The organism is Nocardia pseudovaccinii (assembly GCF_050942345.1).
Lineage (GTDB): Bacteria > Actinomycetota > Actinomycetes > Mycobacteriales > Mycobacteriaceae > Nocardia > Nocardia pseudovaccinii.
This window is the reverse complement of the sequence record NZ_CP192074.1, coordinates 1,862,615-1,885,920: the sequence shown is the minus strand read 5'-3', so window position 1 is coordinate 1,885,920 and position 23,306 is coordinate 1,862,615. Positions and strand designations below refer to the sequence as shown.

At 66.2% G+C, this 23,306-nt stretch carries 20 protein-coding genes and 1 pseudogene; 8 read left to right on the top strand and 13 right to left on the bottom strand.

Translation table 11 applies throughout. The annotated features are described in order from the left end of the window. Positions 1–25: 25 nt before the first annotated feature. The 5 genes from ACQPZ2_RS08490 to cofH all read right to left on the bottom strand — a co-directional run bounded on the left by ACQPZ2_RS08490 (position 26) and on the right by cofH (position 6,973). Positions 26–967 (bottom strand): proline dehydrogenase family protein, encoded by a 942-nt coding sequence (locus tag ACQPZ2_RS08490; RefSeq protein ID WP_433525045.1) that lies wholly within the window; start codon positions 965–967, stop codon positions 26–28. Beyond that, positions 964–2,601, bottom strand: coding sequence for an L-glutamate gamma-semialdehyde dehydrogenase (gene pruA / locus ACQPZ2_RS08485; RefSeq protein WP_433525044.1), 1,638 nt, complete (start codon positions 2,599–2,601; stop codon positions 964–966). Before pruA ends, ACQPZ2_RS08490 begins: the two co-directional genes overlap by 4 nt. Positions 2,602–2,652: 51 nt before the next feature. Next, positions 2,653–3,756: a succinyldiaminopimelate transaminase gene (dapC, locus tag ACQPZ2_RS08480; RefSeq protein WP_433527362.1), complete on the bottom strand. Its 1,104-nt coding sequence runs from the start codon at positions 3,754–3,756 to the stop codon at positions 2,653–2,655. Between the two features lie 24 nt (positions 3,757–3,780). Beyond that, positions 3,781–4,104, bottom strand: a complete 324-nt coding sequence (gene fdxA / locus ACQPZ2_RS08475) for a ferredoxin (RefSeq protein WP_040695137.1) — start codon at positions 4,102–4,104, stop codon at positions 3,781–3,783. 190 nt (positions 4,105–4,294) lie between these two features. After that, complete coding sequence (cofH, locus tag ACQPZ2_RS08470; RefSeq protein ID WP_433525043.1) at positions 4,295–6,973, bottom strand: 5-amino-6-(D-ribitylamino)uracil--L-tyrosine 4-hydroxyphenyl transferase CofH; 2,679 nt, start codon at positions 6,971–6,973, stop codon at positions 4,295–4,297. A gap of 166 nt (positions 6,974–7,139) precedes the next feature. Here cofH and ACQPZ2_RS08465 point away from each other — a divergent pair, with 166 nt between their 5' ends. Next, positions 7,140–7,637: a PH domain-containing protein gene (locus tag ACQPZ2_RS08465; RefSeq protein ID WP_433525042.1), complete on the top strand. Its 498-nt coding sequence runs from the start codon at positions 7,140–7,142 to the stop codon at positions 7,635–7,637. A 56-nt stretch (positions 7,638–7,693) separates the two neighbouring features. Then, positions 7,694–9,244: a PH domain-containing protein gene (locus ACQPZ2_RS08460; RefSeq protein WP_433527361.1), complete on the top strand. Its 1,551-nt coding sequence runs from the start codon at positions 7,694–7,696 to the stop codon at positions 9,242–9,244. Positions 9,245–9,268: 24 nt separating this feature from the next. On the opposite strand, the gene ACQPZ2_RS08455 is transcribed toward ACQPZ2_RS08460, so the two are convergent. After that, positions 9,269–10,129, bottom strand: coding sequence for an alpha/beta fold hydrolase (locus ACQPZ2_RS08455; protein WP_433525041.1), 861 nt, complete (start codon positions 10,127–10,129; stop codon positions 9,269–9,271). A 137-nt stretch (positions 10,130–10,266) separates the two neighbouring features. Between ACQPZ2_RS08455 and ACQPZ2_RS08450 the strand changes: the two genes are divergently transcribed. Both ACQPZ2_RS08450 and ACQPZ2_RS08445 read left to right on the top strand, forming a co-directional pair. Continuing rightward, a complete protein-coding gene (locus ACQPZ2_RS08450) occupies positions 10,267–12,105 on the top strand; it encodes an APC family permease (RefSeq protein WP_433527360.1) in 1,839 nt (612 codons plus the stop codon). Between the two features lie 70 nt (positions 12,106–12,175). Then, a complete protein-coding gene (locus ACQPZ2_RS08445; RefSeq protein ID WP_433525040.1) occupies positions 12,176–13,246 on the top strand; it encodes a hypothetical protein in 1,071 nt (356 codons plus the stop codon). 12 nt (positions 13,247–13,258) lie between these two features. On the opposite strand, the gene ACQPZ2_RS08440 is transcribed toward ACQPZ2_RS08445, so the two are convergent. The 3 genes and pseudogenes from ACQPZ2_RS08440 to ACQPZ2_RS08430 form a co-directional block, all read right to left on the bottom strand. Then, positions 13,259–13,669 carry a hypothetical protein gene (locus tag ACQPZ2_RS08440; RefSeq protein WP_433525039.1) on the bottom strand — a complete coding sequence of 137 codons (411 nt, stop codon included), beginning with the start codon at positions 13,667–13,669 and terminating at the stop codon, positions 13,259–13,261. Then, positions 13,666–13,824 carry a hypothetical protein gene (locus ACQPZ2_RS08435; RefSeq protein WP_169338103.1) on the bottom strand — a complete coding sequence of 53 codons (159 nt, stop codon included), beginning with the start codon at positions 13,822–13,824 and terminating at the stop codon, positions 13,666–13,668. The genes ACQPZ2_RS08440 and ACQPZ2_RS08435 overlap by 4 nt, the downstream gene beginning before the upstream one ends. Positions 13,825–13,854: 30 nt before the next feature. Continuing rightward, a pseudogene (locus ACQPZ2_RS08430) lies at positions 13,855–14,052 on the bottom strand (transposase); the annotation flags it as partial. Positions 14,053–14,075: 23 nt separating this feature from the next. Here ACQPZ2_RS08430 and ACQPZ2_RS08425 point away from each other — a divergent pair. After that, positions 14,076–15,254 carry an RNA-guided endonuclease InsQ/TnpB family protein gene (locus ACQPZ2_RS08425; protein WP_433525038.1) on the top strand — a complete coding sequence of 393 codons (1,179 nt, stop codon included), beginning with the start codon at positions 14,076–14,078 and terminating at the stop codon, positions 15,252–15,254. Positions 15,255–15,457: 203 nt separating this feature from the next. Here the strand turns inward: ACQPZ2_RS08425 and mshB are convergent, their stop codons facing one another. From mshB to typA, 3 genes are all read right to left on the bottom strand, one after another. Further along, complete coding sequence (mshB, locus tag ACQPZ2_RS08420) at positions 15,458–16,330, bottom strand: N-acetyl-1-D-myo-inositol-2-amino-2-deoxy-alpha-D-glucopyranoside deacetylase (protein WP_433525037.1); 873 nt, start codon at positions 16,328–16,330, stop codon at positions 15,458–15,460. Beyond that, positions 16,327–18,096: an ABC transporter family substrate-binding protein gene (locus tag ACQPZ2_RS08415; RefSeq protein WP_433525036.1), complete on the bottom strand. Its 1,770-nt coding sequence runs from the start codon at positions 18,094–18,096 to the stop codon at positions 16,327–16,329. The genes mshB and ACQPZ2_RS08415 overlap by 4 nt, the downstream gene beginning before the upstream one ends. A 63-nt stretch (positions 18,097–18,159) precedes the next feature. Continuing rightward, complete coding sequence (gene typA, locus ACQPZ2_RS08410; RefSeq protein WP_063046604.1) at positions 18,160–20,058, bottom strand: translational GTPase TypA; 1,899 nt, start codon at positions 20,056–20,058, stop codon at positions 18,160–18,162. 153 nt (positions 20,059–20,211) lie between these two features. Here typA and ACQPZ2_RS08405 point away from each other — a divergent pair, with 153 nt between their 5' ends. Then, the gene (locus tag ACQPZ2_RS08405; protein ID WP_085998628.1) at positions 20,212–20,388 is read left to right on the top strand and encodes a hypothetical protein; all 177 of its coding nucleotides are present in this window, start codon (positions 20,212–20,214) and stop codon (positions 20,386–20,388) included. 294 nt (positions 20,389–20,682) lie between these two features. Continuing rightward, positions 20,683–20,979, top strand: a complete 297-nt coding sequence (locus tag ACQPZ2_RS08400; protein ID WP_433525035.1) for a 4a-hydroxytetrahydrobiopterin dehydratase — start codon at positions 20,683–20,685, stop codon at positions 20,977–20,979. Here ACQPZ2_RS08400 and ACQPZ2_RS08395 read toward each other — a convergent pair. Next, positions 20,918–22,144, bottom strand: coding sequence for a mannosyltransferase (locus ACQPZ2_RS08395; protein ID WP_433525034.1), 1,227 nt, complete (start codon positions 22,142–22,144; stop codon positions 20,918–20,920). The genes ACQPZ2_RS08400 and ACQPZ2_RS08395 overlap by 62 nt on opposite strands. Before the next feature lie 339 nt (positions 22,145–22,483). Between ACQPZ2_RS08395 and ACQPZ2_RS08390 the strand changes: the two genes are divergently transcribed. Beyond that, positions 22,484–23,278 carry an Rv1157c family protein gene (locus ACQPZ2_RS08390; protein ID WP_063046598.1) on the top strand — a complete coding sequence of 265 codons (795 nt, stop codon included), beginning with the start codon at positions 22,484–22,486 and terminating at the stop codon, positions 23,276–23,278. The last annotated feature ends 28 nt before the right edge of the window (positions 23,279–23,306 follow it).

Here is a 23,306-nt window from a genome sequence, read left to right as displayed (position 1 = left end):
TCACCCACCCCACCGGCAGCCCCCGCTAGGACTTGCTGACCAATGCGCGCAGAAAGAATGTGAGGTTGGCCGGACGTTCGGCGAGGCGGCGGGTCAGGTAGCCGTACCACTGGCTGCCGTACGGCACATACACCCGCATGGCATTGCCCGCGGCGGCCAGCCGCAACTGCTCCGGGTCGCGGATGCCGTAGAGCATCTGGTACTCGAATCGGTCTGGGCCACGGACCGTTTCGGCGGCCAGCTGTTCGGCGGCGAGCATGAGCACCGGATCGTGGGTGGCCACCATCGGGTAGCCCGCACCGCCCATCAGAATCTCCAGACAGCGCAGATAGGAATCTCTCACTTCGGCGGAGCGCTGGTAGGCGACGGTATGCGGTTCCCGATATGCGCCCTTGCACAAGCGGATTCGCGATCCGGACAGCTCGCGACAGTCTTCCTCGGTGCGATGCAGATAGGCCTGCAGTACCGCACCGAGCCAGGGGAATTCGGCACGCACTTCACGAACCGTGGTCAGCGTGGCCTCGGTGGTGGTGTGGTCCTCCGCGTCGACGGTGACCCACACTCCGGCCTGGGCCGCCTTGGTGCACAGAATGCGCAGGTTCTCGGTGGCGATGGCCGGGCCGTCGGCGGGCAGCGCCTGCCCGAGCGCGGAGAGTTTCACCGACACCTCGGTACGCGCCGTGGCATCTCGGAAGCCGTTCATTGCCGCCAGATCGTTGATCAGCGAAAGATATTCGGCCACTGTGGCATCGGCCTGCGCCCGGTCGGTGGTGTTCTCCCCGAGGAAGTCGACGCTGATCAGCCGACGGCTCGCGAGCAGCTCCCGCACCACCGGAATCAACTCGGCACGGCCCGCACCGGCCACGAAGCGCCGGACGATCGCCGCGGCGACCGGCGTTCCGGTGACGATGCGCTTCATCCGCGGGGATGCGGAGGCCGCGAGAATGACCGGCCGCAGTGGATTCATTCCGATCCCATGTGCGGATACCGGTAGTCACCCGGCGGCACGAAGGTCTCCTTGATCGTGCGTGGCGCGACCCAGCGCAGCAGGTTCAGCGGCGAACCCGCCTTGTCGTCGGTGCCCGAGGCGCGCGCACCGCCGAACGGCTGCTGACCGACGACCGCACCGGTCGGCTTGTCGTTGATGTAGAAGTTGCCCGCGGCGAATCGCAGTGCGGCCGATGCCTGTTCGACGGCCTTGCGGTCCTGCGCGAAAATCGCGCCGGTCAGTGCGTAGGGTGCCGCCGACTCCACCTCGGCCAATACCGCCGCGTAGGAGCCGGGTTCGGCATCGTCGTAGACGTGCACCGCGAGGATGGGACCGAAATATTCGGTGGCGAAGGCGTCGTCGTGCGGATCGTCCACCACCAGCACCGTGGGCCGGACGAACCAGCCCTCGCTGTCGTCGTATTCGCCGCCCGCCGGGATGGCGATCCCCGCCGACTTGGCGCGCTCGATGGCGGCGACATTCTTGTCGTAGGCGCGCCGATCGATCAGTGCCCCACCGAAATTCGTCAGATCGGCGACATCGCCGTAGCTGATTTCGCGGGTCAGTTGCAGGAAGTCGTCACCGATCGTGCGCCACACCGAGCGAGCGATATACGCGCGCGAAGCCGCCGAGCATTTCTGGCCCTGATATTCGTAGGCACCGCGAATCAGTGCGGTACGCAAGGCATCCGGATCGGCGGACGGGTGCGCGACGATGAAGTCCTTACCGCCGGTCTCACCCACCAACCGTGGATACGAATGGTAACGGCCGATATTCGCGCCGACCTGGGACCACAGGAACTGAAATGTCTTGGTGGAGCCGGTGAAATGGATACCCGCGAGCCGCGGATCGACGAGCGCGACCTCCGACAGTTCGACACCGTCGCCGGTCACCATATTGATGACACCCGGTGGCAGTCCCGCCGCCTCGAGCAGCCGCATCGTGTAGAAGGCCGCGAGCGTCTGCGTCGGCGAGGGCTTCCACACCACGGTATTTCCCATCAACGCGGGCGCGGTCGGCAGATTGCCCGCGATCGCGGTGAAGTTGAAGGGCGTGATCGCGTAGACGAACCCCTCCAGCGGGCGGTAGTCCATCTGGTTCCACACCCCGGCACTCGACTGCGGCTGCTGCTGCAGAATCTGGCGCGCGAAGGCCACATTGAACCGCCAGAAGTCGACCAATTCGCACGGCGCATCGATTTCGGCCTGCTGGACCGTCTTGGATTGACCGAGCATGGTCGCGGCGGCGACCGTCTCCCGCCACGGCCCGGCCAGCAGATCCGCCGCACGCAGGAAGACGGCAGCCCGCTGATCGAAGGTCGTGCTGCGCCAGCCCGGCGCCGCCGCGATCGCGGCTTCGATGGCGCCGTGGGCTTCCGAATGTGTGGTGTCGGTGTAGGTGCCGAGCACCTGCCGATGTCGGTGCGGGGCGACGATATCGTGCCGAGCCCCGATGCCCGGCCGGTGTTTGCCACCGATGACCAGCGGAATGTCGATGGATTCGGCGGCGATCTCGGTGAGCTCGTTGATCAGCAGTTCCCGCTCGGGGCTGCCCGGCGCGTAGGAATGCACCGGCTCGTTGCTGGGGACAGGGACTACCGTGACAGCGTCCATACCCCAAGGCTATCGCCGTTCCCGGGTCATCGGGCACGACTGCGGGACGTGTCAGGCCAGGCGTTGCGCCGCGGCCTCGATGCGTTCGTCGGAAGCGGTCAGTGCGATGCGCACGTACTCCCCCGCACCCGGTCCGTAGAAGTCGCCCGGTGCGGCGAGAATGCCACGCTCGGCCAGCCAGTCCAGGGTAGTGCGGCACGGTTCGCCTCTTGTCGACCACAGGTAGAGGCCCGCTTCGGAGTGATCGATGCGGAAACCGGCTTCCTGCAAGGCCTTTCGCAGCACCTCGCGACGCGCACGGTAGCGCTCACGTTGTACTGCCTCGTGGGCGTCGTCACCGAGTGCGGCGGTCATCGCCGCCTGGATCGGGAACGGCACCATCATGCCGGAGTGTTTGCGCACCTCGAGCAATTCGGCGACGAGTTCCGCATCGCCCACCACGAACCCGGCGCGGTAGCTGGCCAGGTTGGAGGTCTTCGACAGCGAGTGCACCGCGAGCAGGCCGGTGTGGTCGCCGTCGCACACTTCCGGATCGAGGATCGAGACGGCACGACCCTCCCAAGCCAAGCCCAAGTAGCACTCGTCGGAGGCCACGACCGCGCCGCGCTCCCGCGCGAACTGCACCACCTTGCGCAGATGCTCGACACCGAGCACCTTCCCCGTCGGGTTCGATGGGGAGTTCACATAGATAAGGGCAGGCGATTGCGGACCCAACTGGGTCAGGCCATCCGCTCGCACCACTTCGGTACCGGCCAGCAGCGCACCCACCTCGTAGGTCGGGTAGGCGACCTCCGGGATGACGACCAGATCGTTCGCGCCGAGGCCGAGCAGCCGCGGCAGACCGGCGATCAGCTCCTTGGTGCCGATCACCGGCAGCACCGCGGCCGGGTCGAGTCCGGTGATCCCGTAACGCCGCTTCAACGCATCGACCGCCGCGGCCCGCAGTTCGGGCGTGCCGTGCGTAGTCGGATACCCGGGCACGTCGGCGACCGAACTCAATGCCGCACGGATCAGCGGGTCCACCGGATCGACCGGGGTGCCGACCGAAAGGTCGACGATCCCGTCCGGATGCGCGGCAGCCTTCGCCTTCACCGACGCGATGGTGTCCCATGGAAAATCGGGCAGCAGACTGCTGACCCGGCGACGCGGTGACACAGAACTCACTCAGTACCTAATTACTCATTCAGTCGCCATCGGCGGCAGCTCTTTGATGAACGGCGGGTCGTAATCCACCTTGCCGACCTTCGTCGCACCGCCGGGCGATCCCAGCTCGTCGAAGAAGTCGACATTGGCGTTCACGTAGCCGCTCCACTGGTCCGGGGTGTCGTCTTCGTAGAAGATCGCCTCCACCGGGCACACCGGCTCACATGCACCACAGTCCACGCACTCGTCGGGATGGATGTACAGCATGCGACCACCCTCGTAGATGCAGTCCACGGGGCATTCTTCGATGCATGCCTTGTCCTTCACGTCAACGCACGGTTCAGCGATGATGTACGGCACTGCCGCTCTCCTAGTCTGTCCTCACGGGGATACTCCGCCCAGCGTCACACTATCCCGGCAGCCCACGTTACTCCGGGGCAGCCTGCCCTAACCAACTTCGTCCTGCCTGCCACCCGCTGGATATGAAACACCCCTGGCATCCGCGCCTTTGCGAATACTCCGCGCCCGACGACCGGGAATCTGGTATCGACTAGCCCACCGTCAGTGGCAGCGCCGCGGAGATCTTCCGTGGTGGCACCCCATAAGTAGTGGTCCGTTCGCGCACCGGACGGCCGATGCCCTCGGCGATCTCGGTGAGTTCCGCGACGGTCTTGGCGGAACCGTGTTGCGATCCGGCCATGCGGGAGATGGTCTCCTCCATCAAGGTACCGCCCAGATCGTTGGCACCGCCGTTGAGCATCATGCGGGTGCCCGCTGTGCCGAGTTTCACCCAGCTGGTCTGGATGTTATCGATGCGGCCGTGCAACATGATCCGCGCGAGGGCGTGCGCCGCACGGTTGTCCCGGATGGTCGGGCCCGGTCGCGCCGCACCGGCGAGGTACAGCGGTGCGCTCTGATGCACGAACGGCAACAGCACGAATTCGGTGAAACCCCCTGTCTCGTCCTGGATTCCGCGCAGCACCCGCAGATGTCCGACCCAATGCTTCGGATTGTCGACGTGGCCGTACATCATCGTGGAACTCGAACGCACGCCGACCTGATGTGCGGTGGTGATCACCTCGACCCACGCGGAGGTCGGCAGTTTGCCCTTGGTGAGCACCCAGCGCACCTCGTCGTCGAGGATTTCCGCGGCCGTGCCGGGAATCGTGTCCAGCCCGGCTTCCTTCAACGCGACCAGCCAGTCGCGAATGCTCTGCCCGCCGCGAGATGCGCCGTTCACGATCTCCATCGGGCTGAACGCGTGCACATGCATCGATGGCACCCGCTGTTTGATCGCGCGCACCAAATCGGCATAGCCGGTGACCGGGAGGTCCGGATCGATGCCGCCCTGCATGCAGATTTCGGTCGCGCCGTCGACGTGCGCCTCCCAGGCGCGGTCGGCGACCTCGTCCATGCTCAGGGTGAAGGCGTCGGCATCACCCTTGCGCTGGGCGAACGCACAGAAGCGGCAGCCGGTGTAGCAGATATTGGTGAAGTTGATATTCCGGTTGACCACGTAGGTGACGTCGTCGCCGTTGACGTCGCGGCGCAGTTGGTCGGCGAGTGCGGCCACCGCATCCAGCGCCGGTCCCTCGGCCGTTGCCAGCGCCAGGTACTCGGTGTCGGTGAGCCCGGCCGGATCGTTTTCGGCGGCGCGCAGCGCGGCGAGCACATCGGAATCCAGTCGCTCGGGTGCCGCGACGGCGAGGTCACGAGCCTGTTCGCGAATGGTGTCCCAGTCGCCGAAGGCCCCGACGACATCGGTGTCTGATTGGCGGCGTTCGCGGGTCCCTTCGTGGTCACGCAAGCTACCGCCTCCGGGCCCGTCACTCACGCCGCGGCCGAGTGCGGAATCGCTGCGGCTCTCGGTATTTCGCCCCTCGGTATCGATCGAGGTATTGAGGTCGATCCGGCCCGCGGATTCCCACGACTCGTCCGGTTCCTGCCAGGGCAGGCCGACTGGGAGCGCCGCCGGATTCGCCAGACCGGTTTTCGGATCGGTGAGTGCGGCGACGTGTGCGCCGATACGCGGATCGACCCACGGGTTGCCCGCGCGCACGTATTTCGGGTGCGCCGAGGTGCGTTCGACGAGTTGGTAGCCCGCGGCCTCGGTGATTTCGCGCAGCGTATCGAGGTTCGGCCAGGGCCGTTCCGGATTCACGTGGTCGGGGGTGACCGGCGAGACGCCACCCCAGTCATCGATGCCCGCATCGATCAGGGCCTGGCATTCCTCGTGCGACACCAGGTTCGGCGGCGCCTGCACCGGAACGTCGGGGCCGAGCAGCAGCCGGGTAACCGCGATGGTGGCCCGGAACTCTGCCATACCGGCGTCGGGAACATCGCGCATGGCGGTGTTGTCCTTGGCGCGGAAGTTCTGGATGATCACTTCCTGGATATGCCCGAATGCCTTGTGCTGCTTGCGAATCGCCATGATCGACTCGGCGCGCTCGGTCAGCGTTTCGCCGATGCCGACCAGAATGCCGGTGGTGTAGGGCACCGAAAGCCGACCGGCGTCGGTGATGGCGCGCAACCGCACCGCCGGATCCTTGTCCGGACTTCCGTAGTGGCAGTTGCCCTTTTCGGTGAACAGGCGGGTGGCGGTGGTCTCGAGCATCATGCCCATGGACTGCGCCACCGGTTTGAGCCGCGAGATTTCCTCCCAGCTCATGACGCCCGGATTCAGATGCGGCAGCAGACCGGTCTCCTCGAGCACCATGATCGAAACGGCGCGCAGGTAGTCCAGCGTGGAGTCGTAACCGCGTTCGTCGAGCCACTGCGCGGCCTCCGGCCAGCGGTCCTCGGGCCGGTCACCGAGGGTGAACAGGGCCTCTTTACAGCCGAGTTCGGCACCCCGACGAGCGATTTCCAGCACCTCGTCGGGCTCCAGGAACATGCCCTTGCCCTCGGCGCGCAGCTTGCCCGGCACCGTGACGAAGGTGCAGTAGTGGCATTTGTCGCGGCAGAGCTTGGTCAGCGGGATGAAGACATTGCGGGAATAGCTGATGGTCTTCGGCCGACCCGCCGATTCCAGTCCGGCATCACGCACCCGGGCGGCGCTGCGACACAGGTCGACGAGGTCGGCACCGCGTGCGTGCAGCAGTACGGCCGCCTCGTCCACATTCAGTGTCACACCGTCACGGGCCCGCCGCAGCGCACGGCGCATTGCCGACGGCGTTGGCGGTGCGGGCGGGACGCTCGGGGTCGCTAGCTCGGTCACGCCCTCGATCATGCGCTACACATCCTGGGCTGTCTCCCTCCAGTGCTTGTGAGGGGTGATAACTGTGCGGTCTCACGCAGTATTCCGGTACGTCCGGGCGAATTATTCCCGTGCAGGTAGGCGGGTCGGGGGGCGGACGAAGGAGACGGCCGCGCCGTGACGTGGAACCATGGCAAGCATGTCGCAGCCGCGCACGATCATGGCCGATCCGGCCTGGCGTCCGAGCACCAAGGCCAAGCTCTTGTGGACGATTCAGGCCGCGCTCGGCTGGGTGATTCCCGTCGTGGCGCTGATCTTGTGGGTTGTCGTCGACGCCGAGCATCGCGGTGCGCAGCTGGTGGTGTTCGCGGTGGCGCTCGTACTCGCGGCGGTGAGCATCGGGGTGGTGCCGCTGTGGCGGTTCGCGGTGCATCGGTGGGAGGTGACCGATGAGGCGGTGTACACCCGGGTCGGGTGGTTGACGGTGGAAAGCCGGGTGGCGCCCATCTCCCGGGTGCAGACCGTCGATACCGAGCGCGGGCCGCTGGAGCGATTCCTCGGGCTGGCGACGGTGACGGTCACGACGGCGTCCTCGGCCGGTGCGGTGCGGATCTCCGCCCTCGATCTGCCGGTCGCCGAACAGACCGTCACGCGGTTGACCGAGGTCGCCGCGTCGCACCGCGGGGATGCGACGTGAGTTCGTACCTTCCGGAGACCGATCTCGCCCCGCCGTGGTTGCGGCTGGATAAGCGAATGTTGTTGGTACACCCCGTCAACGAGGTCGTGCGGTTCATTCCGGTGCTGATCGGGTCGGTAATCCTCGGCACCAATACCGGTAATCCCGTCTGGGGGCTCGCCGCACTGGCGGTGATCGTCGGCTTCGCGCTGACACGCTGGTTCACCACCACCTATCGGGTCGGGCCGACAGACGTCGAGTTGCGGACCGGGTTGATTCAGCGCAAGAAGCTGTCGGTACCGCGGTCGCGGATCCGGTCGGTCGATATCGAAGCCGATCTATTGCATCGGGTGCTCGGGCTCGCGGTGTTGGCGATCGGCACCGGGCAGCACGCGGATTCGGGTGAGAAGTTCAAGCTCGACGCGTTGGATGCGGATGTGGTGCCCGAGTTGCGGACGGCGCTGCTCGCCCATACCGCCGGTTCACCGGAATCCACTGCTGGACAACAGGTTCCCGACCTACGAAAAGACCGTCCGGTGTCCGGGAACGCCCGCGAGATCGGTCATTGGCGAGCGAGCTGGGTGCGTTATGCGCCGCTGTCGCTGACCGGTTTCGCCATCATCGCACCCGTTGTCGGTTTGGCGATTCAGTACGGGTTCGACCAGATCGTGGTCAGTTCGGACGCGGTGCACAGCATCGAGGACGGTAGCGCGGCGCTCATCGCCGTCGCCATCGCACTGCTGGTCGTCGCGATCGTGGTGATCGTCAGCCTCGCGGCCTGCGCACGTTATCTGACAACGTATTTCGGACTGCGAGTGCTCGATGACGACCGCACCTTGCATCTGCGCCACGGGCTGTTCACGACCAGACAGATCACGCTGGATCTGGCTCGTTTCCGCGGCGCGACCGTCAACGAGCCGCTGCTGCTCCGCATGGCCGGTGCCGCCGAGCTCGAAGCCATCATGACCGGCCAGAGCCCGCGCCAGAAGATCCTGCCCCAGGCGCCGCGCTCCGCCATCGAACGCACCCTCGCGGAATTGCTCGTACCCCGTGGCGCCCGACGTCCCCGTACCACGAACGAAATCGCACGGGCCGGGGATCCGGTGGGCCAAGCACCGCGACAGGAGCCGACCGGCCACACCCCGCGCGCGACGGTGAGCACCGCACCGCTGATCGCGCACGGCCCGGTCGCGCGCCGCCGCCGGTATACCCGCGCGCTGAGCCCGATCGCGCTGCTCGCGGTCGCGATGCTGTACATTTCCCATGCCGGAGAGCACTTTTCACCATGGTGGTGGCTGCTGCCCGCCCTCCCGGCCCTGATCGCCGCCGCGCTGGCCGCCGACCGTTACCGCGGCCTCGGCCACGCTGTGCTACCCGCCACCGACAGCAGTCCGGCCTGGCTCATCACCCGATCCGGCTCGCTCGACCGCGACCGTGACTGTCTCGAGGCCCCCGGCATCATCGGTTGGACTGTCCGCCAATCCTTTTGGCAGCGCCGCTCCGGCATCGCCACCGTCGTGGCCGCCACCGCAGCCGGTAAGAAGCGCTACCTCGTCGTCGACATTCCACTCGAGCAAGCCTGGGACCTCATCGAATCGGCAACCCCCGGCCGCCTGGGCACCCGCTGACCCCGCCGATACGTGCGGAGTCGATCAGCTTGCCGCCGGGCGGGATCGGCTCGGGTCGGTGAGGAAGTGCCGGAGTGCGGTGGCCACCCGTTCCGGTGTTTCGACGTTGGGTGAGTGGCCTGCGGTGTCGATCACCTCGATACGTGCACCTGCGGCGGCGTATCGGTCGATGGTGTTGCGCCAGCCGTAGAGGCTGTCGTGTCGGCCGTGAATTACCAAGGCGGGCAGGCCGAGAGCGCGGATCTGGGCGTCCAGCGGCCGTGCCGCCAGCGCCTGCGGGCGCTCCACCAGGACGGCGCGATATGCGCGCCAGGACATGGCGCGGTGATCCGAGCGCAGCTGAGACCAGCCCGGACCGGTGGCATCCGGATCGAATCCGGGTGCGAATCCGGCAGCCATCGCCTGACGCAATGCCCAGTTGTTGTTCAGCACCGCATGTACAGAACGCCCGATCGGAGCCAACGCGAGCAGCCGCAGCACCGGGCGCATTACTTGAAGAATTCGGAGCTCGTTGCAGTCCGGGGCCTGATCGACCACGACGACCTCGCTGACCCGATCGGACAGTTCGGCGAGTCCGAGCGCGCTGTCAGCACCCCACGAATGTCCGATCGCGGTGACGTCGGTGATATCGAGCCGTTCGAGCACCGCGGCCAGCATTTCGCTCTGCGAGCGCTGATCGAATCCGGGTTCGCCTGTGGTGCAACCGAATCCGAGCAGATCGATGCGGACCACGCGGTAGGTGTCGGCCAGCAGCGCGACCAGTGCGTCCCACCAGTGCACCGAACCCTCGAAACCGTGCAGCAATACGATGGGTTTGCCATCGGCGGGCCCGTCCTGCCGGACATGGATCGCCCCGGCGGGAACCTGGACAAGCTCCCCGATCATGCGCCGTTCCATCATTGCTCCGTACCTGAGTGAGTGTCTGAGACCGTTCGCTCCGAGAATAGAGCGCGACCGCGCCGATCCGACTCGCACAGTGTCGCTGACCGATTGCTGACACTGCGCCGAGTTCAATAGTGACCGTGGTCGAGACCCCGATATCACCGACGCGGGAGTTGCCCATCGCCGATCGCCGCGTGCGGCGGATGCAGCGGGGTGACAAATATCGACTGACCGCGATCGGCGGTTTGGCGGCGTTATCACTGGATGCGCTGTCCAGCGTGGCATACGGTCCCGAGGCGATCGTGCTGGTTCTTGTCGCGGCGGGCGCGGCGGCGGTGTCGTGGACATTGCCGGTGTCGCTGGCGATCGCGGCACTGTTGCTGGTATTGGTGCTGTCGTATCGGCAGGTTATCGCCGTGCATCCGGACGGCGGCGGGTCCTATGCGGTGGCGAAGAAGGATCTCGGGCGCGGTGCCAGTCTGCTCGCGGCGGCGAGTCTGGTGGTGGACTATGTGCTGACCGTCGCGGTGAGTCTCGCGGCCGGTGCGGCCAGTTTGGCCAGCGCGTTTCCGGTGCTGGCCGATCATCTGCTGCTGATCACGCTGAGCGGGCTGGCGCTGCTCACCGTGATCAATCTGATCGGGGTGGCCGAATCGGCGAAAGTGCTGATGGGGCCGACACTTCTGTTCATCGTCGCGATTCTCGCGGTGATCGTGGTCGGACTGTTCCGCACGACACCGGTCGCGGTGATCGGTACCGATCTGGGGCCGATCGTGCCGTATGACACCGTCGGAATTCTGTTACTGCTCAAGGCATTTTCGGCCGGGTGTTCGGCGCTGACCGGCGTCGAGGCGATTGCCAATGCCGTGCCGTCGTTCCGGACGCCCGCGGTGCGGCGGGCCCAGCACACCGAGGTCGCGCTCGGCATGCTGCTGTGCACGATGCTGCTCGGTTTGGCGGTGCTCATCCGTCGCCATCACGCGGTGCCGCGCGGCGACGTCACCCTGCTCGCGCAATTGTCCGCGGCGGCATTCGGGACCGGGTGGCCGTTCTACGTGACCAGTCTGGCCGTCACGCTGGCGCTGTGCCTGGCCGCGAATACCAGCTTCGGTGGACTGCCCGTATTGCTGTCTCTGCTCGCGAAGGATCATCGGGTCGCCCACTTGTTCGCGCTGCGCTCCGAGCGCCCGGTGTTTCGCTATGGCGTTGCGGCCCTTGCCATTCTGGCCGCCACCGTGTTGCTGGTCGTGCATGCCGAAACCCACCGCGTGCTACCGGTTTACGCCGTGGGCGTCTTCATCGGTTTCACCATCAGCCAGGCCGGGCTGGTGCGGCACTGGCGCGAACAGCGTGGCGCCGGTTGGATTCCGCGCGCCATCCTCAACGGCTTCGGTGCGGTGCTCACCGCCGTCGCCGCCGTGGTTCTGCTCATCGAGAAGTTCAACGAAGGCGCGTGGCTACTGCTGATCATCGTGCCCGCGTTGATAACCCTGTTCGCGCACACCGAAGACTACTACCGCAGCGTCGCCGATCAACTCAGCCTCGGCCGAATCCCTGTACTCCCACCGCAATCTCCCGATCAGGAACCGATGCTCGTCGTGGTTCCGGTGGTCGCGGTCAGCGAAGTCACCGCGCGCGCCTTGCGTACCGCCCAGGCCTTCGACGGCGAAATCGTCGCCGTCGCAGCCGAAATAGAACCCGCCGCAACTCGTCGGCTCAGCGCGCAATGGAAGCATTGGGATCCGGGCGTCCCCCTCACCGTCCTCCCGAGCCCACACCGCAGTCTCATCACCACCCTCGTCGGCTACGTCCGCGCCCAAACCCGAACCGGCCGCCAAGTCACCGTTCTCCTGGCCCAGGTAGAAGCCGCCCACTGGTACCACCGTCCCCTGCACAACCCCCGCGGTCCCGTCCTGGCCGCCGCACTCCGCGCCCGCACCGACGCCGTGATCGCCAGCCTGGCCATTCGCCTCGACTGAGTCCACGTTGCGCCCGTAGGCGTTGCCGCGATACCCGAATGTCAGGTCCGAATGAACCGGGGGGTTAGACATGATTCGACGGTGGTCCATCCATGCCACAGTGATCGCGGCGGTGCTGCTCGGCGCGGTCGGCTGCGGATCCGACGACCCGGCACCGCGGCACCGGGACCTGTACGCCTACGGCAGCGACCACGAATTGATCGTCGCGGACGGGACGACGGTGCTCTCGCGCACACCTGGGCAGTTCACCTCCGCCGACGAGCTCCGATTCTCTCGAGACGGCAAATACGTTGTACGCAACGAGTTCCCCGGCAATAACGACCCTGCCGGAATAGTCGCGGTGAACGTGGCGGAGCCCACCGAGGTGCGGCGATTGCAGTGTGGATGTGCGGAAGTCTTCCCGACCCAACTCGGAACCATCGCATGGCAAGCGCCCGACGGCTCCATCATGCGCGCCGATCTCACCGCACCGAACCCTGAGCCGACGGTATGGCGCACCCTACCCGTCGCCTTTCCACCGGAGGGCGTGCGCTACGACTTCCGCCTCCTGTCCACCGACGGCGATCGGCTTCTGTTCGTACGCACCGAATTCCGGTTCTACGACCACTCCTACCACCACGAACTCTTCACCATCGAGCCCGATGGCACGACTCGTTCGCTCGGGGGGATACCAGCAGGCACCGAACGCTTCATCGACGCGGCCTTCAGCCCCGACGGCACCTCCATCGCCGTCTCCGGCGACGCCCCGGCTCCCGGCCGAAACCCCTACCGCTGCCGCCGAACCACCCTCACCCTGGTCACCATCGGCTCAGCCGGTATGAAAACCACCATCCCAGACTTCGAAAACTGCACCACCCCAACCAAAATCCGGTGGGATAACCCGACCGGCGCATCTGTCACCATCAGGCAACGCGCCGAAACGGAAGACCTGACGGCCGGGCAGTCGATCCGCTGGCTGTCCCGAGGTGGTCTCTGGTTCCCCAGCGGCGACGCAACCGTCGACACAACGTCGACCGCCACCGGCACCGAATTAGAAGTCGACCAACCCACCGACACCCTCTACCGCACCGCCAACGGCACCCGAACGGAACTCGCCACCGACATCACCGCCGTAGCCGTCCCACAGTCCGAATCCCCATAGCGACAACAGGACTCAGCGGGTAGTGAACAACCCCGCGTTTGTTCGGATGTAGATATAGAGCAACGGCGGGACCAATCCGCAGAACAGGAGCAGCAGGGTGCGCCAGTCGCTGCCCAGCATGATGTCGCCGCCGGGGCCGGTTACGGCGCAGGTCAGGAAGCCGAGGGTCCAGGCGGCTATGGGGAGGAACATTGCGCCTACGCGGTGGGTTATGGAGCGGACTCCCATCACCAGGAGGACGTTGACCACACCGGCCAGCACTGCGGACAGGGGGAAGGCGACGGTGTTGATATAGGTGGGGAGGTAGAGGACCTCGAGGGCGAGGGTGATCAGAGCGTCCAGGACCAAGACGGCGATGATCACCGGCCCCAAGGGCAGAGTGTCATGGGTGCGGTCCGGAGCCTTGTCGAAAGTGACCCTCACGCGACCGGCGGGAAACCGAGGAGGGTGAGCAGGTGGCTCTGCATATCGACGAACGCGTACAGCACCGACATATAGAGGTCGTGCTGTTGCTGCGCGCCAGGGCGCAAGCTGTCCACGAAGGCGGCGATGGCGTTCTGCAGATCCCAGTTGTACATGATCGGAGTCTAAGCCGAAATCACTCGCCTTCAACTGGGGTTGTGCAAGGAATCCCGACCCCTTAGGGCTTTGGGCGGAAGTGCGGACCGGACGCTGGTCCAGTCGTTCTGCTGGTCGAGGTACTCCGTGATCACCGACAGCTGCGTACCGCCGCACGGTGTCGCGAAATACGACGGCGACCAGAAGTGCCTGCTCCACAAGAAGTTCCGAACATGATCGGGAAACTCCTGCCGTAATTTAGTGTGTTGGGGTGAAGCTGGTCGTGCAGGTCAAACTGCTCCCCGACGCGGGGACCGCGTCCGCGCTGTGGGAGACGCTGACGCTGTGCAACCGGGCCGCTAACCAGGTCTCCCGTGCCGCGTTCACCACCGGCATCATCGGTAAGCAGGCCCTGCAACGGCTGACCTATACCGCTGTCAAGCAACTCGGGGTATCAGCGCAGCCCGCCCTGCATTGCATCCGCAAGACCGCCGGGGCCTACGCCACACTGAAAGCGAATCTGGCGGCCGGGAACTACGGCCCGGCCGGGTCGAAACGACGCGAACGTGTTGAAGCTGAACCGATCCGGTTCCGCAAGGACGCCGCGCAACCGTTCGACGATCGCAGCCTGTCCTGGCAGCTCGACGCCCGCACCGTATCCATCTGGACCGTCCACGGCCGCGTCAGGAGCGTTCCGTTCGCCTGCTCCCCGCAACAGGCGAAGATACTCACCGATCACCGACACGGCGAATCAGACCTTGTGTATCGGGGCGGGCACTGGTACCTGTACGCGACCTGCGAGGTCCCCGAAGCTGAACCCATCACCCCGACTGCCGGGTTCGTCGGGGTGGATCTGGGCATCGCCAACATCGCTACCACCAGCGGCGGCGCTCGCCACGCCGGGAAACAGCTCAACCAGGTCCGGCACCGCAACCGGCGCATCCGCCAACGCCTGCAACGGAAGGGAACGAAATCGGCGAAGCGGCTGTTGCGTAAGATCTCCGGCCGCGAGAAGCGGTTCGCCGCCGACACCAACCACCGCGTTTCCAAGATGATCGTGACCGAGGCTCAACGCACCTCACGCGGTATCGCCCTAGAAGATCTGGGCGGTATCCGCGAGAGGGTACGGCTACGCAAGCCCCAGCGGGTCACGCTGCACTCCTGGAGTTTCGCGCAACTCGGCAGTTGCATCGCCTACAAGGCGCGACGCGCCGGGATCCCCGTCACCCACGTCGACCCGAGGTATACCTCCCAGCAATGCTCAGGGTGCGGGCATGTGTCGAAGAAGAACCGGCCGAACCAGGCCAGTTTTGTGTGCACGTCATGCGGTTTCGCTGAACACGCTGACGTGAACGCAGCCCGTAATATCGCCGCACGCGCTGCTGCGGGCTGGGCAGTGAGTCACGCTGCCGACGACGCGGCCGAGCCCACGCCAGCCAGGCGCGGGTAAGAGCTGCAAGCTCGGCCCTTCAAGGCCGAGAAGTTGACTGGGGATGTTCGCGAGGGTATCCGTGATCCTCGATGCTGAGGTGAGCTTTGTCGCCGACCGCTGTCATGAACCGCTATGCCCTCCGCATCGATGTCCGAAATCACAAAGACGGTACTCGCCGCCGAAACCAGCGACGACAGCAACCCTCAGGCAACGATCAGAGATCACAAGCCCGCGAACAAGTCGTGTTCACGCCCGTCGGCCCCGACCGGACCGCGCGTACCACGGATCAAGATGAAGTGCTCCTCCGGAAGAACCGGCTGCGCAACATTATTGGACAGCGCGAACTCGCGCCCCGACGGCGCGACCGTCACCTGCGTGGCATGCGCCCGCAAGGCCGCCCGCTTGGCGGCCAGCGAATCGGATACGTCGATGGTGGTCGTCACCGTATGACTCGGCACGCTCGCGAGTTCTCCCGCGGCGGGCAACCGCCAGCCACGCGGCAATGCGCCGGGCAGCCCCTCCGCGGTCCGCCGTGCCAGCGCCTCGGTGTGCAGGCGCAACATATCGGCGTCGGTGACCGTCCAATAGAACTTCGGGGTGTCCCAGCCCTGCTCGGCCGCCGCGGTCACCGCCGCCGAGGTGACCCAGTGCGCCCGAATATGGTCCGGATGCCCGTAACCGCCGCGCGGGTCATAGCCGATCACCACCTCGGGCCGCAGTTCCAGCACGATCGCGGTCAGTGCCTCCACCGCAGCGGCACCGGAATGCACGAAGGCCCGTGGATTATCGGCCGCCGCCGTGCCCGCCATACCGGAGTCGCGCCAGCACCCCGCACCGCCGAGGAACCGCGGCGGTCCGGCCTTCAGCGCGGTCAGCGCCTCGGTGAGCTCCGCGATCCGGTAGCCGCCCAACTGATCGGCCTGCTCGGCGGCCAGCTGTGCCCATTCGTCGCCGATCACCTCACCCTCTTCACCGAGGGTGCAGGTCACCACCGTCACCGGTACGCCGCGGCTACGGTAGTGCGCGATGGTGCCCCCGGTGGTGATGGACTCGTCGTCCGGGTGGGCGTGCACCAGCAGCAGTCCACCCTTCATGGGATCCTGCGCCACATCGCCGCATCGCCGAAGATGCCGACCTGGATGGCACCGCTCAGCGACGCACCGTCCACGCGCGGGCCGGATGCGGCGACCACATTGTCCTGCACGATCGGCAGCACCGTCGCCAATGCCCACAGCCGCGGCTCGGCATCGGCCAGCGCCCGGCCGACCTCTACACCACGCAACGATTCGTCGATCAGGGGCTGCAGTCCGGGCTCGCAGATGCCGGACAAATTGCTCGGCGCCTTCTTGGCCGCCTCGATGGCGGTCTGCGAATCCCCGTTGGCGGCACCGGTATCCACCGGCGGACAGCCGTAACGCGATGCGAGCACGGTGGCCGGATCCGAACCGGCGACCTCCCAGCCGACAATGGCGTCCACGCCGCCCTCGGTGAGTTCCTTGCCGTAGAGGGTATCGGCCGCGAGACTGCGCACGCTGGCATCGATTCCGGCACTGCGCAATTGGTCCGCGGCGGTATTGGCGACGGCGAGGGCGGTGGCGTCACCGGTTACCGCGCCGATCCGAATAGCAAGCGCCTTACCGTTTTTCGCGACCGAACGGGGCTGCGGTGCGGGTGAGGTAGGCGACTGCACCGGCGGTGTCTCCGGCGCCCGACCGTAACCTGCCTCGGCCAGCAGTGCGAACGCCTCCTCCGCGGACGGTCGCGGCGGCGCGGTCGGTGCGTATCCGGGATCCGACGGTGTCAGGATCTGCGCGCGCACCGGCTCGACCCAGCCGCCGGTCTGCCCGGCGACGGTGGCCAGCAGCGTCGGATCGATCAGCGCGGTCACCCCGCGCCGCACCCGCGGATCGCTGAGATCGCCACTGCGCCCATTGATTACGAACTGCAGCTCACGCGACTGCGGCATGATCACGGTGCGCACCGACGGGATCGCCGCCAGCTGCGCCTGGGTAGCGACACCACCGTGCACCAGCGCCATCTGCGCATCACCGGTGCGCAGCGAATCGGCCAGCTGCGCGGGAGTTCCGCCGCGGCGCAACAGAATCTGATCCGGAGCCGCGGGCGTACCCCAGTACCGATCGTTGCGTTCGAGCAGGATCTCGTCGCGTCCGCGGTCGGTCGATTTGATCCGGAAGTTGCCGCCCGACACCTGAACTCCCTCGACCAGACCGGTGGCGAAACCGCCGGGCTGGTCCTTGATCAGATGTGAGGGCAGCAGATTCGTGAACAGCTCACGCCAGGCCGGATACGGCTCGGTCATCGTGACGGTAACCGTCTTGCCGCCGCCGGAGGAGCTGATATCGGCAATGTGGCGATAGCCCGCCGGATCGACGACACCCGGCTGGGTGATCATCTGCTGCCACAGGAACCGGAAGTCCTCCGCCGCGATCGGCGCACCATCGGACCAATTCGCCTGGTTGCGCAGCGTATAGGTGATGGTGAACGGTTCCTGCGCGGTCACCTCGGCCGAGACCACCAGCGCGGTATCCGGCACCCACTCGGTGGCGCCGGGCACGCCGGGATTCGGCACCGGCCGGAACGGGCTCGGCAACACCATCGAACTCACCGCGGCGGTGGCCGGTGACTGATCGGAACGCAGGTGCGGATTGAACCCGATGCCGATGTCGTCGATGGCCACCACGACGGTGTTCTTGCCGGGCTTTGCCGGTGTCGTCTTCGGGCTGTCGGTGCTCTCGATCGGCGGTGGCGGATTCGCGGTGCAGCCGGCGAGCACCATGGAGGAGGCCGCCATCATGATCAGCAACGCGCGTCGTATAGCCCCCGAGCTCACGTGCCGCACTCTACTTGGCCTCGCCGTCGCTCGGCCGGATAGACCGCGACCTCGCCGAAATGGCCCCATGCCTTACAGCGCAGCCCGGTCCCGAGCCTTCCGTCGCGACAGTTCGCGCCCGCGTTCGGTGGCACCGAGGATGACCTTGCGCACCCGCACGATCTCCGGAGTCACCTCGACACATTCGTCGGCGGCACAGAACTCCATCGCCGCCTCCAGGTCGAGCTGCAGCGGCTTGGCGAGCGTCTCCATCACGTCGGCGGTCGAGCTGCGCATATTTGTCAGCTTCTTCTCGCGAGTGACATTGATATCGAGATCCTCGGCGCGCGGGTTGATGCCGACGACATGCCCCTCGTAGGTGTCCGCACCCGGCTCCACGAAGAACTGACCGCGATCGGCCAGCTGGATCATGGCGAACGGGGTCACCGAGCCCGCGCGGTCGGAGACCAGCGAACCGGTGTGGCGGGCGCGGATCTCACCGGCCCACGGCGCGTAGCCGTGCGAGACGGCGTTGGCGATACCGGTGCCGCGGGTTTCGGTGAGGAAGTCGGTGCGGAAGCCGATCAGGCCGCGCGAGGGAACGATGAACTCCATCCGCACCCAACCGGCGGCGTGGTTGTTCATCTGGACCATCTTGCCCTTGCGGGCGGCCAGCAGCTGGGTGATCGCGCCGAGGTACTCGTCGGGGCAGTCGATGGTCAGCTCTTCGTACGGCTCGTGCACCTTGCCGTCGACCTGCTTGGTGACCACCTGCGGCTTGCCGACGGTCAGCTCGAAGCCCTCGCGACGCATCTGCTCGACCAGGATGGCCAGCGCCAGCTCACCGCGGCCCTGCACCTCCCAGGCATCCGGGCGGCCGATATCGAGCACGCGCAGCGAGACATTGCCGACCAGTTCGGAGTCCAGGCGCGACTTCACCATGCGTGCGGTCAGCTTGTGGCCCTGCACCCGGCCGACCAGCGGCGAGGTATTGGTGCCGATGGTGACCGAGATGGCGGGCTCGTCGACCGTGATGCGCGGCAGCGCAACGGGATTGTCGATATCGGCGAGGGTGTCGCCGATCATGATCTCCGGGATGCCCGCGATGGCGACGATGTCACCGGCCACCGCGACCTCACCGGGCTGCCGCTCGACACCGATGGTCTGCAGCAACTCGGTGATCTTGACCTGCTTGATGCCGTCGGCGTGCATCCACGCGACATTCTGGCCCTTGCGCAGCTCACCGCTGTAGATGCGGACCAGCGCGAGGCGACCGAGGAAGGCCGAGGCGTCGAGGTTGGTGACGTGCGCCTGCAGCGGCGCGGTCGAATCGCCCTTGGGCGCCGGGATGTTCTCCAGCAGCACGTCGAACAGCGCGTCCAGGTTCTCCGCGGCGGGCGCGCTGCCGTTCTCGGGACGTTCCTTGGATGCCTTGCCCTCACGGCCGGAGGCGTAGAGGACCGGCAGGTCCAGCGCGAGTTCGGCGGCCTCGGCGGCCTCGTCGTCCAGATCGGAGGCCAGGTCGAGCAGCAGGTCGTGGCTCTCCTCGACGACTTCCTCGATGCGGGCGTCGGGACGGTCGGTCTTGTTCACCACCAGGATGACCGGCAACTTCGCGGCCAGCGCCTTGCGCAGTACGAAGCGGGTCTGCGGCAGCGGTCCCTCGGACGCGTCGACCAGCAGCACGACACCGTCGACCATGGACAGACCGCGCTCGACCTCACCACCGAAGTCGGCGTGGCCGGGGGTGTCGATGACGTTGATCACGGTGACCGAACCGTCCTGATGGTGCCGGTGCACCGCGGTGTTCTTGGCGAGAATGGTGATGCCCTTCTCGCGCTCCAGGTCACCGGAGTCCATCACACGATCGACGAGCTCGGCGCGTTCGGCGAAGGCGCCGGACTGGCGCAGCATGGCGTCGACCAGCGTCGTCTTACCGTGGTCGACGTGGGCCACGATGGCGACGTTGCGAAAATCGCGTGCAGACGACACGCCTCAATCCTCCTGCTGTTGGTATAGATGCCGGCCGACCCCTGCAAACAGGTGGAGAATCGAAACTCACCAGGGCATTGCGGCCAGTTACACAGTACCGGCATCCGAGCGGCTCGCAGACCGCGCACTCCGCTAAGGGTATGCTAACCAATCATGGGCAAGGTCAAGGCGAAGAAGGTTTCTAGCCTCAAACCGAAGAAGAAGTGCTGTCGCAAGAAGACGCGCTGCTTGAAGTGCCCGGTTGTCATCATGCGGATGAAACGCCTGGAAGCGGCCGGTTGCTGCGGCAAGGAACTGAAGAAGGGCCTCAAGAAGGCCCGCGCCGCCTGAGCGACGAATCCGGATTCCCTGATGCCTTCGCGCCCCCCGGGGTACAACTCGGATATGAGCGAACGCAGTGAGCGAACAGACAACACAGCCGCCCGAGCGGTCATGCCGGAGCCGAGCGCCAGCGAGGTGGAGGCATGAGCGAACGCAGTGAGCGAACAGACAACACAGCCGCCCGAGCGGTCATGCCGGAGCCGAGCGCCAGCGAGGTGGAGGCATGAGCGAACGCAGTGAGCGAACAGACAACACAGCCGCCCGAGCGGTCATGCCGGAGCCGAGCGCCAGCGAGGTGGAGGCATGAGCGCTCCGAAACTAACCGAGGCAGAACTCACCGAAGCTTTGACCGAACTGTCGGACTGGACCCGGTCCGGCGACACCATCACCCGCACGATCGCGGCCGCGAGCTTTCCCGCGGGCATCGAACTCGTGCGTCAGGTCGCCGAAGTCGCCGAGAAAGCGAACCATCACCCGGATATCGATATCCGCTGGCGCCGGGTGACCTTCGCCCTCTCGACCCACGACTCGGGCGGACTCACCGCGCTGGACGTGTCGCTGGCTCGCGAGATAGATCGGCTTGCGGCGCAATCCGATTGACCATGCGCCCGGACCAGATCACCCAGCCGTAGAGCACCAGCACGCCGAGCACGTCCACGGCGCCGAGCCAGGACAGCACCCCCGGGCGCGAGATGGTCCAGATCGACGGCTGGGCGAACGAGAGCACCCACGGCACGCCGACGAGGGTGGTAACCAACCAATATCCGGCGAGTATCCGAGCGCCGGGCGCCTGTCCCAGCGGCCCGTACCGCAACCACATCACCGTGGGCAGCAGCCACACGAAGTGATGCGACCAAGAGATGGGCGAAACCATCAGCCCGAACAGCTGCACGATGATCAGGGTGCCCAGCCGATCGTCGGGACCCAGTGCGCGCCAAGCGAATAAGGCCAGGACGGCTACGACGACAACAGCCGCCAGCCACCACGGCCCGGATTGGACGTCATGGCCGAGCAGACGGCTCAGCGCACCGCGCAGGGACTGATTCCAGACCGAGCCCACCGGACCGATCCGATCCGCGTCACCGAGCAGCGTGCCGAAGTACCGCTCGGCCTCTTTGTGGTTGATCAGGAAGCTGACCCCGACCGTCGCACCGAACACCACCGCCGACCACACCGCGGTCCCCCACCGCCGCCGCGCCACGAAGTACAGCCCCGAAATCGCCGGTGTCAGTTTGATTCCCGCGATCACACCGATCAGGCCGCCGGACAGCCACCAGCGCGAACTGCGCACCGCGAGCATGGCCCCGAGCACCAGGAACACATTGACCTGGCCGTAGTCGATGGTGGTCCGCACCGGCTCCATCCAGATGCCGATCGCGGTCCACCAGACCGCGGCGGTGCGCCACCGCGGCTCGTGCATCCGCTCCGCGCCGAGGATCAGTTCGAAGGCGATCCACACCACTACATAGAGCGCGACGGCAATGGCCAGCAGCCAGAGCACCGCGATCACGGTGAAGGGAAAATAGTGCAGCGGGAAGAAGACCAGCGCCGCGAACGGCGGATAGGTGAACGGCAGCGGGAAGTCCGGGGTCTTCTCGGCGTAGGTGAAGTCGTAGAGACGGTCGGTGAGCAGGGCCGCCGAACCGTCGACATAGACGTGCAGATCGACGAGATTCATCCCGTTCTTCGTCAGCAGCATCCACAGCAGCCTGGCCAACACGGACAGACCGAGCACCGGCACAGCCAATCGGAGACTTCGGTTCAATTCGCAGGCTTTCGAGTCGGTTCCGGGAAGGCTGCGACTAGCCTAACCGGCGCCGTGAGAGATCCCATCAATCCCCTGGACCGACCCCGGGGTGCGCGTCGAGCCCGGAGACGGTATCTTGCGTACCGCAACCCGCCGATTATCACTGATAACATTTGCATCACCTTTCACTCTGGTAACAGCGGAAAAGCGATAGCGTCTGATAACACTGATCGTCCACAACAGAAGTAGGGGCACGGCGGCTGTACAACACGGCGGTCATGTCCCTAGAGTGACCCCGAAACGATGGCTTTTTGCATCGCTCCTGTGATGTACCCGAGGTTAAGGACGGCTAGACCAGTGCTTCGCACCCGAGGATCGCGGATCGCCTTGTCCGCGCTCGCCATCGCAGCGAGCGCGTCGCTCGTTGCGCCGTCGACGGCAGTCGCGGCACCGGCCCCCGCACCCGTCGCACCGAGGAACACCATTCCGATGGTTCCCGAGGGCGTCCCGATCGATACGCTCGCCTCGCTGGCCCCGGCCATCGTCGGCGCCATCGCCGGACCCGCCGATGCCAAGCCCATCGCGGATGCCCCGAAGAACGCCATCCTCGACCAGGTCCGGGCGCTGCTCAATGCGCTGAACCTGCCGCCGCAGATCAAGTCCACGCTGGAACGGATCATCACCTTCCTGGACGGCAGCGGTGGCGGCGGCCCGGAGGTCCCGCAGGGTGGCCCGGCCATCGCCCAGTTCCTCTACCCGACCATCGGCAAGGGCTGCATCGCCGCCGGTGCCGATTCGATCGGCACCGCGCTGGCTGTCCCCGGCCCGGCCGAGCTGCCGCCGCCGGGACCGCAGGCCGGTCAGACCGGCTTCGTATTCACCGCGCTCGGCACCAAGTCGCCGACGCCGGAGCAGAATCCCCCGATGACGGTCCAGTGGCTGAATCTCGACACCCGTCAGTCCGGCGTCCAGCCGCTGACCGACGAGGCGCATATCAACCCGGACGGTCCAGCCACACTTTCGGCGATCGTCAACACCGGCTCGGGCCGGGTCGTCGCGGTCGTCGGTGGTTCGCTGACCACCAAGGCCGATGACGCCGACCCGCGGACCTGCTCGTTCCTGCCGACGCTCGGCTTCTTCACCGTCGCCTAGCTGCTGCTTTCGAAGCCCGGTGCACCTG

Excerpts from the sequence above, each read along its gene's own strand:
- ACQPZ2_RS08490 (WP_433525045.1), bottom strand. The coding sequence starts at position 967 with ATGAATCCACTGCGGCCGGTCATTCTCGCGGCCTCCGCATCCCCGCGG.
- pruA (WP_433525044.1), bottom strand. The coding sequence starts at position 2,601 with ATGGACGCTGTCACGGTAGTCCCTGTCCCCAGCAACGAGCCGGTGCAT.
- cofH (WP_433525043.1), bottom strand. The coding sequence starts at position 6,973 with ATGATCGAGGGCGTGACCGAGCTAGCGACCCCGAGCGTCCCGCCCGCA.
- ACQPZ2_RS08465 (WP_433525042.1), top strand. The coding sequence starts at position 7,140 with ATGTCGCAGCCGCGCACGATCATGGCCGATCCGGCCTGGCGTCCGAGC.
- ACQPZ2_RS08460 (WP_433527361.1), top strand. The coding sequence starts at position 7,694 with ATGTTGTTGGTACACCCCGTCAACGAGGTCGTGCGGTTCATTCCGGTG.
- ACQPZ2_RS08455 (WP_433525041.1), bottom strand. The coding sequence starts at position 10,129 with ATGATCGGGGAGCTTGTCCAGGTTCCCGCCGGGGCGATCCATGTCCGG.
- ACQPZ2_RS08445 (WP_433525040.1), top strand. The coding sequence starts at position 12,176 with ATGATTCGACGGTGGTCCATCCATGCCACAGTGATCGCGGCGGTGCTG.
- ACQPZ2_RS08435 (WP_169338103.1), bottom strand. The coding sequence starts at position 13,824 with ATGTACAACTGGGATCTGCAGAACGCCATCGCCGCCTTCGTGGACAGC.
- mshB (WP_433525037.1), bottom strand. The coding sequence starts at position 16,330 with ATGAAGGGTGGACTGCTGCTGGTGCACGCCCACCCGGACGACGAGTCC.
- ACQPZ2_RS08405 (WP_085998628.1), top strand. The coding sequence starts at position 20,212 with ATGGGCAAGGTCAAGGCGAAGAAGGTTTCTAGCCTCAAACCGAAGAAG.
- ACQPZ2_RS08400 (WP_433525035.1), top strand. The coding sequence starts at position 20,683 with ATGAGCGCTCCGAAACTAACCGAGGCAGAACTCACCGAAGCTTTGACC.